The 15,168-nt window shown below is 53.7% G+C and carries 14 protein-coding genes; 5 read left to right on the top strand and 9 right to left on the bottom strand.

Annotated features, from left to right (window positions below):
• From sapD to puuA, 8 genes are all read right to left on the bottom strand, one after another.
• Positions 1–993 carry a peptide ABC transporter ATP-binding protein SapD gene (gene sapD / locus D9742_RS07285; protein ID WP_001128858.1) on the bottom strand — a complete coding sequence of 331 codons (993 nt, stop codon included), beginning with the start codon at positions 991–993 and terminating at the stop codon, positions 1–3.
• Entirely contained in the window at positions 993–1,883 is an 891-nt protein-coding gene (gene sapC / locus D9742_RS07280; RefSeq protein ID WP_130236451.1) for a peptide ABC transporter permease SapC, read from the bottom strand. The genes sapD and sapC overlap by 1 nt, the downstream gene beginning before the upstream one ends.
• Positions 1,870–2,835: a putrescine export ABC transporter permease SapB gene (gene sapB / locus D9742_RS07275; RefSeq protein WP_064527260.1), complete on the bottom strand. Its 966-nt coding sequence runs from the start codon at positions 2,833–2,835 to the stop codon at positions 1,870–1,872. Before sapB ends, sapC begins: the two co-directional genes overlap by 14 nt.
• Positions 2,832–4,475 (bottom strand): ABC transporter substrate-binding protein SapA, encoded by a 1,644-nt coding sequence (gene sapA / locus D9742_RS07270; protein WP_130236450.1) that lies wholly within the window; start codon positions 4,473–4,475, stop codon positions 2,832–2,834. The genes sapB and sapA overlap by 4 nt, the downstream gene beginning before the upstream one ends.
• 307 nt (positions 4,476–4,782) lie before the next feature.
• Positions 4,783–5,028, bottom strand: a complete 246-nt coding sequence (locus D9742_RS07265; RefSeq protein WP_001015097.1) for a DUF2543 family protein — start codon at positions 5,026–5,028, stop codon at positions 4,783–4,785.
• 132 nt (positions 5,029–5,160) lie between these two features.
• Complete coding sequence (gene puuP / locus D9742_RS07260; RefSeq protein WP_130236449.1) at positions 5,161–6,546, bottom strand: putrescine/proton symporter PuuP; 1,386 nt, start codon at positions 6,544–6,546, stop codon at positions 5,161–5,163.
• Positions 6,536–6,700: a hypothetical protein gene (locus D9742_RS07255; protein ID WP_122992123.1), complete on the bottom strand. Its 165-nt coding sequence runs from the start codon at positions 6,698–6,700 to the stop codon at positions 6,536–6,538. Before D9742_RS07255 ends, puuP begins: the two co-directional genes overlap by 11 nt.
• Positions 6,701–6,849: 149 nt before the next feature.
• Entirely contained in the window at positions 6,850–8,268 is a 1,419-nt protein-coding gene (gene puuA / locus D9742_RS07250) for a glutamate-putrescine ligase (RefSeq protein WP_129949223.1), read from the bottom strand.
• 212 nt (positions 8,269–8,480) lie between these two features.
• Here puuA and puuD point away from each other — a divergent pair, with 212 nt between their 5' ends.
• From puuD to puuE, 5 genes are all read left to right on the top strand, one after another.
• On the top strand, positions 8,481–9,245 hold the full coding sequence (puuD, locus tag D9742_RS07245; protein WP_086983317.1) for a gamma-glutamyl-gamma-aminobutyrate hydrolase: 765 nt from the start codon (positions 8,481–8,483) through the stop codon (positions 9,243–9,245).
• A 26-nt stretch (positions 9,246–9,271) separates the two neighbouring features.
• Positions 9,272–9,829: an HTH-type transcriptional regulator PuuR gene (gene puuR / locus D9742_RS07240; RefSeq protein ID WP_001278727.1), complete on the top strand. Its 558-nt coding sequence runs from the start codon at positions 9,272–9,274 to the stop codon at positions 9,827–9,829.
• 149 nt (positions 9,830–9,978) lie between these two features.
• A complete protein-coding gene (gene puuC, locus D9742_RS07235; protein WP_130236448.1) occupies positions 9,979–11,466 on the top strand; it encodes an aldehyde dehydrogenase PuuC in 1,488 nt (495 codons plus the stop codon).
• A 1-nt stretch (position 11,467) separates the two neighbouring features.
• Positions 11,468–12,748 (top strand): gamma-glutamylputrescine oxidase, encoded by a 1,281-nt coding sequence (gene puuB / locus D9742_RS07230; RefSeq protein ID WP_130236447.1) that lies wholly within the window; start codon positions 11,468–11,470, stop codon positions 12,746–12,748.
• 37 nt (positions 12,749–12,785) lie between these two features.
• Complete coding sequence (gene puuE / locus D9742_RS07225) at positions 12,786–14,051, top strand: 4-aminobutyrate transaminase (RefSeq protein WP_130236446.1); 1,266 nt, start codon at positions 12,786–12,788, stop codon at positions 14,049–14,051.
• A gap of 128 nt (positions 14,052–14,179) precedes the next feature.
• Here puuE and pspF read toward each other — a convergent pair whose 3' ends face one another.
• A complete protein-coding gene (gene pspF / locus D9742_RS07220) occupies positions 14,180–15,157 on the bottom strand; it encodes a phage shock protein operon transcriptional activator (protein ID WP_023154543.1) in 978 nt (325 codons plus the stop codon).
• Positions 15,158–15,168: the final 11 nt, after the last annotated feature.

Raw genomic sequence — 15,168 nt, 5'->3', positions numbered from 1 at the left:
TCACTCTTTCTCCATGTTCAGAGGGAAATGACAGGCATAAAGATGATTTTTCGCCCCCGTCAAACGTGGCGTCACAATGCATTCTCGTTGTGCATAAGGGCAACGCGGCCCCAGACGACAACCAATCGGTAATTGTTCCAGCAGCGGAATTGCGCCCGGCAAGGTATTGAGGCGACTTTTGTGCGGCATCGCGCTGCCGAAGTCTGGTATCGCGCGGATCAGCGCCTGGGTATAAGGATGATGCGGCATTGTCACCAACTCCTTACTTGGCGCGGTTTCCACTGTCTGGCCACAATAAAGCACATTGATTTTATCCGCCCATTGGCTAAGCATTTGTAAGTCATGGCTGATAAGCAAAATAGTGGTGTTGCTGTTTTGGTTGAGACGCGTCAGCAGGCGGAAAATTTGCGCCTGGGTTGTTGGCTCCATCGAGTTGGTCGGTTCGTCAGCAATCAGCAGACGCGGTTGATTCGCCAGTGCAATGGCAATCATCACTTTCTGGCATTCACCTTCGGTCAACTCATAGGGAAAACTGCGCATCGCATCTTTATGATCTTTAATCCCCACGCGGTGTAGCAGCTCAATGGCGCGACGTTTGCGCCAGCCAAAACGCTGCCACCAACGGCCTTTATAGGTCCAGGCCGGGATGTTTTGCATCAACTGACGACCGACACGTTCTGAAGGGTCAAGACACGACTGCGGCTCCTGGAAAATCATCGACACGTTGTGTCCAACCAGTTTGCGCCGCTCGCGTGCGGAGAGACGCAGCAAATCGATATCATCAAAACGCATTCGGTCAGCGGTAACACGCCAGTTATCTTTATTCACCCCACAAATCGCTTTCGCAATCAAACTTTTGCCGGAGCCAGATTCGCCAACAAGACCGCGGATTTCACCTTCGGTTAAGGTCATACTTACCCGGTCAACGGCTTTAACCCACTCATCCCCGGTTTTAAATTCAATGGTCAGGTTACGAATATCGAGTAATGGCATTATTCCACCCCCGCAATAATTGCACGACGGACACCGTCGCCAAGGAGGTTAACCAACAGCACGCTAATCATAATTGCCGCACCTGGCAGCATTACGGTCCACGGGGCGACATAAATCAGTTCCAGCGCATCACCGAGCATCGCTCCCCATTCAGGCGAGGGGAGTTGTGCGCCGAGATCGAGAAAGCCCAACGCGGCGATATCGAGAATTGCCATCGACAGTGCGCGGGTGATCTCAGTGACCAGCCCGGCGGTGATGTTTGGCATCACAGCAAACCAGAGAATATTCAGCGTCGTTGCGCCATCCAGACGAGCGGCGATAACGTACTCTTTTTCCAGCTCGTCATGCACCATGCTGTAAATTGAACGCACCATACGCGGCAGCAGTGCCAGCCAGACGGCAAACATGGCGTGTGACAAACTCGGTCCGGCAAATGCCACTACGATAATCGCCAACAGCAGGGACGGAATCGCCAGTAAGGTATCCAGAATATGGTTAAGCACCGCTGAGCGTAGGCCGTGCGTCGCCCCGGCGAAGGTGCCCAGTACCAGGCCACAGATCGTCGCGGCAAGCGTCACCATAAATGCGCCACCTACGGTTGGCGCAGCTCCGCTCAGTAAACGGCTTAAAACATCGCGTCCGAGGTCGTCAGTCCCCAGGAAGAAAGAAACTTCGCCATAGCGCGACCATGACGGTGGCAATAATTGATAACCGAGAAATTGCTGGTCGATGCCGTAAGGCGCAAACCAGCCGCCAAAAATACAAAGTACAGCCAGCCCCGCGCAGCCGTACAGGCCGACCATCGCAGAGGCGTCACTATAAAATTTGCGCCAGGCAGTACGCAGCGTGCCCGGCGGGCGCTTCTCGCTGTATACGCTATCGTAAGGCATACCATTCCTTATGTTTCAGAGGGTTAGCCATGGCACCCAAAATATCAGATATCACGTTAATAATAATGACCAATGAACCGCACACCATCACTCCGGCGGAAATCGCCGCATAATCTTGTTGGCGGATGGCGTTAATTAACCAGCGCCCCAATCCTGGCCAGCTAAATACCATTTCGGTGATCATTGCCAGCGTCAGCATAGTGGAAAACTGTAAACCCAGACGTGGAATGACTGGCGGCAACGCGTTATGCAGCACGTGGCGACGCAGAATGGTAAAACGAGACAATCCTCGGGTCGCTGCCGCTTTTACATAGTTCTGGTCATACACTTCGATAGTGCTGATACGCATCAGTCGGATCACTTCGGTCGTTGGCGCAACCGACAGGGTAATGACCGGAAGCACCATATGGCGAAGTGCACTCATGATCATTTCATCCCGCCACGGCGAGTCCGAAAGCCAGGCGTCAATCAGCGCAAAACCGGTAATTGGTTTCACTTCATAGAGCAGATCGAAACGCCCGGAAACGGGTAGCCAGCCCAACGTCAGTGAACAAAACAGCGTCAGCAGTAACGCGAGCCAGAAAACCGGGATGGAAAAACCCAGCAACGCGATGGCGTTGATCAAGTTATCTTGCCACTTATGGCGTGTAATCCCGGCAATCATCCCCACTGGGATCCCGACAATCAGCGCAAAACCGAAGGCGAGGATGCACAACTCCATCGTTGCCGGAAAGACTTCTTTTAACTGTTCAGCAATAGGCTGGCCGTTAATGCTGGAAACACCAAAATCCCAGTGGATCAGTCCGTTAAACCAGAACACCCAGGCATTCCACAGTGACGCGCCTTGTAACGGCGCGTGTGGAGTGAAATAGCTCAAACTGAAGCCAACAAAGGTCAGCAGGAACAAGGTGACGATTAATAACAAAATACGACGTAAGGTGAAGATAATCATGGTTTTTTCACCTCTTCTTGCTTCTCGCGATACACACCAGCAAAGGAGGCGTTACCAAACGGGCTAAGTACCAGACCTTTGATATCGTACCGATAGGCCTGCAAACGCAATGACGACGCCAGCGGCAAAATAGGTAATTCCTGCGCCAGAATACTCTGCGCTTCGTCATAGGCTTCAATGCGCGCCGCCAGTTGCTGCGAGGAGAGCGCCTTACGCAATACGCTGTCGAATTTCGGATCGCACCAGTGGGCGAGGTTGGTCTGCGAATGAATTGCTGCGCAGCTCAGTAACGGACGGAAGAAACTGTCCGGGTCGTTACTGTCCGTCGCCCAACCGGATAACGTCAGATCATGGCTCATATCCATCAACCGCGCCTCCTGAAAACGACCTTCTACCGGTACAATCACCACTTTCACGCCAACCTGCGCCATATCCGCCTGAATCAGTTCGGCGGTTTTCAGCGGACTGGGGTTCCATGCCTGCGAGCGCGTCGGCACCCACAGCTTCAGCGTTAAGTTTTCCAGCCCCAACGCTTTCAGTTGTTCTCGCGATTTCGCAGGGTTGTATTCAGTAATTTTAGCCTCGTTGTCATAAGCCCACGAGGCGCGCGGTAAAATAGAAGCCGCAGTTTCAGCCGTACCATAATAGATGGATTGCATCAGGCGCTGGTTATTGATAGCCAACGCCAGAGCATGGCGGACAGCCGGATTATTTAGCGGCGGTTTAGCGGTGTTAAACGCCAGATAGGCGACGTTCATCCCCGGACGCAGCGTTAAACGCAAACGCGGGTCGTCGCGCAAAATGGATAACTGGCTGGCGGCAGGCCAGGCCAGGACGTCGCATTCCCCGGTCAAGAGTTTCGACAATCGTCCTGTACCACCGGAACCTAAATCCACCACCACTTGTGGCATCAAAGGTTTGCCACGCCAGAAGTCATCATGACGTTGTAAGCGAATATATTGCCCGGCGCGGTATTCCGACAATTGATACGGTCCGGTGCCGACCGGCTGACGGTCGAGTTGCTCCTGGCGATCTTCTTTCTCTAATTTCTGGGCGTATTCGGCAGACATTACCGATGCATAATGGGTCGCCAGATGCCACAAAAAAGATGCATCAGGCTGGGCGAGACGGAACTCAACGGTATGATTATCCAGCTTGCGGACGCTTTTAACGTTATCGGCAAATTGCAGACTGTCGAAATAGGGGAAGTTACTACCGTTGACGTTATGCCACGGGTTATTGCGGTCAAAAATCCGTTGGAAGGTAAACACCACATCATCAGCATTCATTTTGCGAGTGGGAGTAAACCAGGCGGTTTTTTGAAACGGGACATCGCGACGCAGATGGAAGCGATAAGTCGCGCCGTTGTCGAGCACTTCCCAGCTTTCGGCAAGTTCTGGCATCAGGCGATAGGTATACGGATCGACATCCAGCAGTCGATCATAAAACTGGGCGGCAAGGGTATCGACAATTAACCCACTGCTCGCTTTGGATGGGTTAAAGGTGTTGACTTGCCCGCTGACGCAATAGACAAAACCGCTGTCGCGGATATCAGCATGCGGGGTGGGTTCAGGCGCGGCTATTGCCTGACCACTCACAAGTCCAGCAATCACCAAAAGAGACGATAATACCTGGCGCATAATATTAAGGGATTTTATGTAAAGAGGCTATCTTACTAATATTTAATGACATTTGCCATTACCGTTTGTGTTCAGGGGTCGTAATGAGGGCCGTGTGGTTGGTCGTTGAACAGGTGGCGTCGCCATCTGTTCAACATTCGTACCCGTGATTTCTCTATAACTATAACTCACAGAACATCTTAGCGAGGAACGGAGCGGTACGATCGTGAGAAACCCATTAAAGCAGGTAGTGTGTCATTTTTAGCCGGATGCGGCATGAACGCTTTATCCGGGCAACGATACTGACCAGGCGCCTGCAATTGTATAATTACTCATTACCCCATTGATTCAAAAACTCTGCGATTTCATCAATGCGCGCGGAATTAATCCCCGCTTCAGCGGCCATGTCATGCTGGGCTTCTTCGCTGATCTCTTCATTGTTCATCAAACGGGTGAGTAGTAACTGGAAGTAGTGGGCCAGCGGTGTGCGTTCTGCGTCTGCGACAGGTTCTGCGCATTCAGTCGCATATTCATCGGCAATATCAAAATATTTTAATGGGATATCGTGGTTCATTGTTTGCCCCTGGGGTTAATGCGCTACGCATAGGGGCTGATAATAGCACTCGTGATCCGGGTCATACATCTTTTTATAGCTAATAGAGCGGCGCATTACCCTCAGGTCGGATAATGCGCCCGCATCCAACAATTACGTCTCGCTCACCGGTGTTCTGTCACCCTCGTACAGCGGTACTTTGCGATAACGACGTACCAGATACCACAGATACGCTCCACCCAGCGAGGCCCACACCAGACCCAGCGTCAGCGAGGTGGCTTCGAGGTTAATCCACAGTACGCCCACCGTCAGCGCGCCAACCAGCGGCATTAATAAATAGTGGAAGTGTTCCTTCCAGCTTTTATTCATTCCTTTACGCCGCCAGAAATGATTAAACACCGACAGATTCACGAAGGTAAATGCCACCAGAGCACCGAAGTTAATCAATGCTGTCGCGGTGACTAAATCAAAGAACAATGCCGACATCGCGACAATACCGACCATAATGACGTTCAGAGCCGGGGTACGCCATTTCGGGTGTACATAGCCAAACACACGTTCTGGGAACACATTGTCACGCCCCATTACATACAGCAGGCGCGACACGCTGGCATGTGAAGCCAGGCCAGACGCCAATGTGTTCACAAATGTGGTGCAGAGGAAAATCGACTGGAACAGCTTGCCGCCGACGTACAGCGCAATTTCAGGCAGTGCGGCATCCGGATCTTTAAAACGGCTGATATCGGGAAAGAACAGCTGCATAAAGAACGACGCCGCGATAAAGATAACGCCACCGTAGACCGCCGTCAGGAAGATGGCTTTCGGGATCACGCGTGCGGCGTCCGGCGTCTCTTCCGAAAGCGTGGTCACCGCATCGAAACCGAGGAACGAGAAGCAAACGATCGTCGCCCCGGTAATAATCGGGATCAGATGCGCGTTCTCGCTGATAAATGGCTGTAGCGACCAGACGGTGCCGACGCCTTCACCTTTATGCAGTCCCTGAACCACCAGGAAGATAAACACCACCATGATGGAGATTTGCACCAGCACAAACAGGGTATTGAAGTTGGCGACCAGGTTAACGCTCTTCAGATTCGCGGCGGTTAAAATGGCGACGAAGGTCACCACCCACACCCACGGCGGCACTTCCGGGAAGAGGGCGGAGAGATAGATTTTCGCCAACAGTACGTTGATCATCGGCAAAAAGAGATAATCCAGCAGCGATGACCAGCCAACCATAAAACCGACGTGCGGGCTAATCGACTTTTGCGCGTAGGTATAGGCCGAGCCTGCCTCCGGGAACTGACGAACCAGCTTACCGTAGCTGATCGCGGTAAACAGCACACCCGCCAGTGCCAGCAGATAGGACGCCGGAACGTGGCCGTCGCTGATCCCGGACACAATGCCAAAGGTATCGAACACGGTCATTGGCGTGAGATAGGCAAGCCCCATCATCACCACCTGCCACAGCTTCAGCGATTTACGCAGTTTCGTTTTGCCGGGTTGTGCGGCGATATTCAGCGGTGAATTAATAGCCATAATTGCTGCCTCCCCTGCGTAATAAGGTTTGCGGTCGTGTCGACCTGAAATCAAACCTGTTTAGCAAGGGAAGCAAAGGGGGCGGAGTCCAGTCAGTCGCAGGGAGGGCGCACACGCAGCCTCCCTCGCCATGCGGGGATTTAATCATCGGCATCATCTCATTTCCTCGTCACAGTCTTAATCGTTAACGGAAGCCCGTTGCCGCCTGCGCTCCATAACGCGACATCCGGGAAATGTCTGGATTACCAGCAAATGTCAGGCCAGGCTCCGCTCAGGCCGATGAAACAACCCCGCAAGGGGCCACTATGCGTTTTTCAACATCCACTCAATTTCTGTTTCTGTGATGAGTCGCTCAAACTGCAACAGTTCATCATTTTTACAGGCGTGATACACATGGCAGAAACGATCGCCCAAATAGCGTCGCAGATGATCGTTCTCGATAAACTCCCACAGGGCATCGCTCTGGCGAATAGGGAAGGGTAAGCCTTCCTGTTCCAGCCCGTTGCCTTCGACTTCTTCCTGCAACGGCAGCTCGTTATCAAGGCCATGCAAAATACCAGCAAAAATCGCCGCCATCACCAGATACGGGTTGGCATCCGCTCCCGCCACGCGATATTCCACGCGGTGATTATGACGGTCGCCGCATGGAATACGCAGGGCGACGGTACGGTTATTATGGCCCCACGACGCCTGCGTCGGCACATACATCCCCGGCTGGAAGCGGCGATACGAGTTCACGTTCGGCGCCAGCAGCGCCATCGATGACGGCATCAGGTCAATCATCCCGGCGAGCATCTTTTTCAGCAGCGGCGAATCTTCACCTTCCGCGTCAGAAAGCACGTTCTCGCCACGGTTATTTTGCATGCTGATATGGATGTGCATCCCACTGCCCGCGTGCTCTTCATACGGCTTCGCCATAAAAGTGGCGTGCATCTTATGCTTTTCTGCCATCAGACGCACCAGGCGTTTAAGGGCTAATGCATCATCGCAGGCTTCCAGCACGTTATCGGTATGGTAAAGGTTGATTTCAAACTGACCCGGCGAGGCCTCAGCGACCGCGCCATCTGCCGGAATCAGCTGTAACTGCGCCAGTTCATCAATATCATTGAGCACGTCGGCGAAGTGATTGAGATTATCAACGGAGTAAACCTGACTTTGTGTATTGCGGTCATCGGTGCCGGGCGCGCAGGGCGGTTGCAGATACCCTTCAGCGTCGCGCTGGCGATCCAGTAAATAGAACTCCAGCTCTACCGCTACGACCGGGAACAATCCGCGCTGGCGCAGCTGCTGCCACAGGCGGTTAAGAACGTTCCGCGGCTCAACGTCAAAGGGAGCGCCATCTTCATCGACCATGGTCAGGAGCATCTGACCGATAAACTCTGGATCGGCGGCAGAAGGGGTTAAGGAACCGAGAACAGGAACACAGGTACGATCCGGCTCGCCCATTTCCTGACCCAGACCCGCTTCTTCTACTACGTTGCCCAGAATATCCATTGCAAACACCGAGGCCGGGAAATAACACCCTTTCTCGAGCTTCTTCAGGCTTGAAACAGGAATACGTTTTCCACGGAAGCAACCATTCAAATCGGTAAGTAAAACATCAACATATTGCGTATTCGGGTAGCGCTCCAGGTAGCGTTTCACTTCCTGCGTAAAGGCGCTACCCCGCCTCTCTTCTGACTGCTGAACAAAGTTCTCTACTTCAACGATATTGGTTTCCATGATTCTTCGCCTTTGGTTTTGTTTTCCGCTCGTTATCAAAGCGTAAAATATAATGACCACTCTTCGAATCTGTATGCAAACTAAATGTTTGTCAAATGTTAAATTGAGTTTGCAAAAAAGAAAACTCACTGCTAGATTGAAAAAATATTGAACAGAAAGGTCATTTAAACCGCAGTAATGGCGATAATTTAGTCCACTTTGTGAGATTGAGCATGGAAAATATAATGAACAATCCGGTTATCGGTGTCGTAATGTGCAGGAACAGGCTTAAGGGTCATGCGACCCAGACTCTGCAAGAAAAGTACCTGAATGCCATCATCCACGCAGGCGGTTTGCCAATTGCGCTGCCACATGCGCTGGCGGAATCGTCGTTACTTGAACAACTTTTGCCGAAACTCGATGGCATTTATCTTCCTGGTAGTCCCAGCAATGTGCAGCCGCACCTATATGGTGAAAACGGCGATGAGCCTGACGCCGATCCCGGGCGTGATCTTCTGAGCATGGCGTTAATTAATGCCGCACTCGAAAGGCGCATCCCCATTTTCGCCATCTGCCGGGGTTTACAGGAACTGGTGGTAGCAACCGGAGGTTCGCTGCATCGCAAGCTGTGCGAACAGCCTGAATTGCTGGAACATCGGGAAGATCCCGAACTGCCGGTGGAACAGCAATATGCACCGTCGCATGAAGTTCAGGTTGAAGAGGGGGGATTGCTGTCTGCGTTGTTACCTGAATGTAGCAACTTTTGGGTAAACTCTCTGCATGGACAAGGGGCGAAGGTCGTTAGCCCACGGTTGCGTGTTGAAGCTCGCTCGCCGGATGGCTTAGTTGAGGCGGTTAGCGTCATCAATCATCCTTTTGCGCTGGGCGTACAGTGGCACCCGGAATGGAACAGTAGCGAGTACGCGCTTTCGCGTATATTGTTCGAGGGCTTTATCACCGCTTGTCAGCACCATATCGCTGAAAAACAGCGACTCTGACCACTACAGTTTAAGGAAATGCAAATATGAGTGATGAGGGACTGGCGCCAGGAAAACGCTTGTCGGAAATCCGCCAGCAGCAGGGGCTTTCACAACGTCGTGCCGCCGAACTCTCCGGGCTGACTCACAGTGCTATCAGTACGATAGAACAAGATAAAGTCAGCCCTGCCATCAGTACGCTGCAAAAGCTGCTGAAGGTGTATGGACTGTCACTCTCGGAATTCTTTTCCGAGCCGGAAAAACCTGATGAACCGCAGGTCGTCATTAATCAGGACGACTTAATCGAAATGGGCAGTCAGGGTGTGTCGATGAAGCTGGTGCATAACGGTAACCCGAATCGCACGCTGGCGATGATCTTTGAAACGTACCAGCCGGGCACAACCACTGGGGAAAGAATTAAGCATCAGGGTGAGGAAATAGGCACTGTACTGGAAGGTGAAATTGTTCTGACGATTAATGGTCAGGATTATCATCTCGTCGCTGGGCAAAGTTATGCCATTAATACCGGCATCCCGCACAGTTTCAGTAATACGTCGGCAGGTATTTGCCGAATTATCAGCGCCCATACGCCCACCACGTTTTAATCTTTTTGTTCTGTAAGCCGGGTAAGCGCAATGCGCCCGGCAATCCATAAAGAATGTCGCCGGAAATAAACGGGCTTATGGCCTGGGGATCTCTGCGCCCTGACGTTCACAAACTGCATATATCTGATAGACGTGAAACAGGAGTCATAATGAATTTTCATCATCTGGCTTACTGGCAGGATAAAGCGTTAAGTCTCGCCATTGAAACCCGCTTATTTATTAACGGTGAATATACTGCTGCAGCGGAAAATGAAACCTTTGAAACCGTTGATCCGGTCACCCAGGCACCGCTGGCGAAAATTGCGCGCGGCAAGAGCGTCGATATCGACCGTGCGGTGAGCGCAGCACGCGGAGTATTTGAACGCGGCGACTGGTCACTCTCTTCTCCGGCTAAACGTAAAGCGGTGCTGAATAAACTCGCTGATTTAATGGAAGCCCACGCCGAAGAACTGGCGTTGCTGGAAACCCTCGACACCGGCAAACCGATTCGTCACAGTCTGCGTGATGATATTCCCGGCGCGGCGCGCGCCATTCGCTGGTACGCCGAAGCGATCGACAAAGTGTATGGCGAAGTGGCGAACACCAGTAGCCATGAGCTGGCGATGATCGTGCGTGAACCGGTCGGCGTAATTGCCGCCATTGTACCGTGGAACTTCCCGCTGCTGCTGACCTGCTGGAAGCTCGGCCCGGCGCTGGCGGCAGGTAACAGCGTTGTCCTGAAACCGTCTGAAAAATCACCGCTCAGTGCGATTCGACTCGCCGGGCTGGCGAAAGAAGCGGGTCTGCCGGATGGCGTGCTGAATGTGGTGACTGGGTTTGGTCATGAAGCGGGGCAGGCGCTGTCGCGCCATAACGATATCGACGCCATCGCCTTTACCGGTTCAACCCGCACCGGGAAACAGCTGCTGAAAGATGCAGGCGACAGCAACATGAAACGCGTCTGGCTGGAAGCAGGCGGCAAAAGCGCCAACATCGTTTTCGCTGACTGCCCGGATCTGCAAAAAGCGGCGAGTGCGACCGCTGCGGGCATTTTCTACAACCAGGGGCAGGTGTGTATTGCCGGAACGCGCCTGTTGCTGGAAGAGAGCATCGCCGATGAATTCTTAGCCCTGTTAAAACAGCAGGCGCAAAACTGGCAGCCGGGCCATCCGCTTGAACCCGCAACCACCATGGGCACCTTAATCGACTGCGCCCACGCTGATTCGGTGCATAGCTTTATTCGTGAAGGCGAAGGCAAAGGGCAATTGCTGCTGGATGGTCGTAACGCCGAGCTGGCGGCGGCCATCGGCCCGACCATCTTTGTGGATGTAGACCCGAATGCGTCCTTAAGTCGCGAAGAGATTTTCGGCCCGGTGCTGGTGGTCACGCGTTTCAAATCAGAAGACCAGGCGCTACAGCTTGCCAACGACAGCCAGTATGGCCTCGGCGCGGCGGTATGGACGCGCGATCTCTCCCGCGCGCACCGTATGAGCCGCCGCCTGAAGGCCGGTTCCGTCTTCGTCAATAACTACAACGACGGCGATATGACCGTGCCGTTTGGCGGCTATAAGCAGAGCGGCAACGGTCGCGACAAATCTCTGCATGCCCTTGAAAAATTCACCGAACTGAAAACCATCTGGATAAGCCTGGAGGCCTGAAATGACCGAACATACCAGCAGTTACTACGCCGCCAGTGCGAATAAATATGCGCCTTTCGAAACGCTGAATGAGTCGATTTCCTGCGACGTTTGCGTGGTCGGCGGCGGCTATACCGGGCTCTCTTCCGCGCTGCATCTGGCGGAAGCGGGCTTTGACGTAGTGGTTCTCGAAGCCTCACGCATCGGATTTGGCGCCAGCGGGCGCAACGGCGGGCAGCTTGTGAACTCCTACAGCCGCGACATCGACGTTATCGAAAAAAGCTACGGCATGGACACCGCCCGTATGCTCGGCAGCATGATGTTTGAGGGCGGGGAGATCATCCGTGAACGTATCAAACGTTATCAGATTGACTGTGACTACCGCCCCGGCGGTCTGTTTGTGGCGATGAATGATAAACAGCTCGCCACACTCGAAGAGCAGAAAGAGAACTGGGAACGCTACGGCAATAAACAGCTGGAACTGCTGGATGCCAACGCCATTCGCCGCGAGGTCGCCAGCGATCGCTACACCGGCGCGCTGTTGGATCACAGCGGCGGGCATATTCACCCGTTGAACCTCGCCATTGGCGAAGCCGATGCCATCCGCCTGAACGGCGGGCGCGTGTATGAGCTTTCTGCGGTGACACAGATCCAGCACACCACGCCAGCGGTGGTGCGTACAGCCAAAGGCCAGGTGACGGCGAAGTATGTGATTGTCGCTGGGAATGCCTACCTGGGCGATAAAGTGGAGCCGGAGCTGGCGAAACGTAGCATGCCGTGCGGCACGCAGGTGATCACCACCGAGCGGCTTTCCGATGATCTGGCCCGTTCGCTGATCCCGAAAAACTACTGTGTGGAAGACTGTAACTATCTGCTTGATTACTACCGTCTTACCGCCGATAACCGCTTGCTGTACGGCGGCGGCGTAGTGTATGGCGCACGCGACCCGGACGACGTTGAGCGTCTTGTGGTGCCGAAACTGCTGAAAACCTTCCCGCAGTTGAAGGGCGTGAAAATTGATTACCGCTGGACGGGCAATTTCCTGCTGACCCTGTCGCGCATGCCGCAGTTCGGTCGCCTCGATACCAACATCTATTACATGCAGGGCTACAGCGGCCACGGCGTCACCTGTACTCATCTCGCCGGACGTTTGATTGCCGAACTGCTGCGCGGCGACGCCGAACGTTTCGACGCCTTCGCCAATCTGCCGCATTACCCGTTCCCCGGCGGGCGCACCCTGCGCGTTCCGTTTACCGCGATGGGCGCAGCTTATTACAGCCTGCGCGATCGTCTGGGCGTTTAATTTCCGATTAACAGTGAAGAGTCAAAAGGTGTGAAACATGAGCAACAATGAATTCCATCAGCGTCGTCTTTCTGCCACCCCGCGCGGGGTTGGCGTGATGTGTAACTTCTTCGCCCAGTCGGCTGAAAATGCCACGCTGAAGGATGTTGAGGGCAACGAGTACATCGATTTCGCCGCAGGCATTGCGGTGCTGAATACCGGGCATCGCCACCCTGAGCTGGTCGCGGCGGTGGAGCAGCAGCTGCAACAGTTTACCCATACGGCATATCAGATTGTGCCGTACGAAAGCTACGTCACGCTGGCGGAGAAAATCAACGCCCTGGCCCCGGTAAGCGGGCAGGCTAAAACCGCGTTCTTCACTACCGGCGCGGAAGCGGTTGAGAACGCGGTGAAAATTGCTCGCGCCCATACCGGACGGCCAGGCGTGATTGCGTTTAGCGGCGGCTTCCACGGTCGTACGTATATGACTATGGCGCTGACCGGAAAGGTCGCGCCGTACAAAATCGGCTTCGGCCCGTTCCCCGGTTCGGTGTATCACGTGCCGTATCCGTCAGATTTACATGGCGTTTCAACCCAGGACTCCCTCGACGCCATCGAACGCTTGTTTAAATCAGACATCGAAGCGAAACAGGTCGCGGCGATTATTTTCGAACCGGTGCAGGGCGAGGGCGGTTTCAACGTGGCGCCAAAAGAGCTGGTTGCCGCCATTCGCCGCCTGTGCGACGAGCACGGCATTGTGATGATTGCCGATGAAGTGCAAAGCGGCTTTGCGCGTACCGGTAAGCTGTTTGCCATGGATCACTACGCCGATAAGCCGGATTTAATGACGATGGCGAAAAGCCTCGCGGGCGGGATGCCGCTTTCGGGCGTGGTCGGTAACGCGAATATTATGGACGCGCCCGCGCCGGGCGGGCTTGGCGGCACCTACGCCGGTAACCCGTTGGCGGTAGCCGCCGCGCACGCGGTGCTCAACATTATCGATAAAGAATCCCTTTGCGAACGCGCGAATCAACTGGGTCAGCGCCTGACAAACACGTTGATTGAGGCTAAAGAAAACGTTCCGGCCATCGCGGCGGTACGTGGTCTGGGGTCGATGATTGCCGCAGAGTTTAACGATCCGCAAACGGGGGAACCGTCAGCGGCGATTGCACAGAAAATCCAGCAACGCGCGCTGGCGCAGGGATTGTTACTGCTGACCTGCGGCGCGTACGGCAACGTGATTCGTTTCCTGTATCCGCTGACCATTCCGGATGCGCAGTTCGATGCGGCAATGAATATTTTGCAGGATGCGCTGAGAGATTAATACGCAGAAGCGGGGTCAACGCAATAATGCCTGATGCGCTGCGCTTATCAAGCCTACAAACGACGTAATGATTATGTAGGACGGATAAGGCGTTCACGCTGCATCCGGCAAGTTGCATTGCCCAAATGCTAAATCTGGTGCTTTTTCAACAACGCGCGGAACTGATGATAGGTTAACCCCAGCAATTCAGCCGCGCGCTTCTGGTTATATTTCCCCTGTTGCAAACTGAGTTGCAGCAACTCTTTTTCCTGCTGCATCTGAAACTCACGTAAATCCAGCGGCAGCGTCGGAAGCGAGGTGGTTTCTGAAACGGCGATGGCTTCTTCAGGTGGACGCCGTTTAAAGGGATCAATAATGATGTCATCAAGCGGATAATCGCTGGTGCCGTGGCGATACACTGAACGTTCCACCACGTTTTTCAATTCACGAATATTTCCCGGCCAGCGATAATTCAGCAATGTTTCTCTGGCGTGCTCGGTAAAACCCGGGAACAGAGGCAGCTTGATTTCCCGACACATCTGGATGGCAAAGTGTTCTGCCATCAACATAATGTCGCTTTCACGCTCGCGCAGTGGCGGCAGTTGCACAACATCGAACGCTAGTCGGTCGAGCAGGTCAGCGCGAAAAGTACCTTCATTGACCATCGCAGGGAGATCGGCATTCGTCGCGCATACCAGCCGCACATTCACCTGCAATGGCTGACTACCGCCTACGCGCTCCAGTTCACCGTACTCAATCACGCGCAATAATTTTTCCTGCACCATCATCGGTGCCGTAGCGAGTTCATCAAGAAATAGCGTACCGCCGTCGGCACGTTCAAATCTCCCTGGATGACGTTTTTGCGCACCGGTAAACGCGCCAGCTTCGTGACCAAACAGTTCTGAATCCAGCAGATTTTCATTTAACGCCGCGCAGTTAAGGGAAATAAACGGCCCTTGCCAACGGGAGGAGAGATAATGCAGACGGCTGGCGATCAGTTCTTTACCTGTGCCGCGCTCGCCGATGATGAGCACCGGTTTGTCCAGCGGTGCGAGATGCGAAACCTGTTCCAGCACTTCGAGAAAGCTGTTTGCCTCACCGAGTAAATTATCTTTGTATTCTGCCATGATGAAATTCG

The organism is Escherichia sp. E1V33 (genome assembly GCF_004211955.1).
GTDB lineage: Bacteria > Pseudomonadota > Gammaproteobacteria > Enterobacterales > Enterobacteriaceae > Escherichia.
Note: the sequence above shows the minus strand (reverse complement) of the source record. Positions and strands in the feature narration are given on the sequence as shown.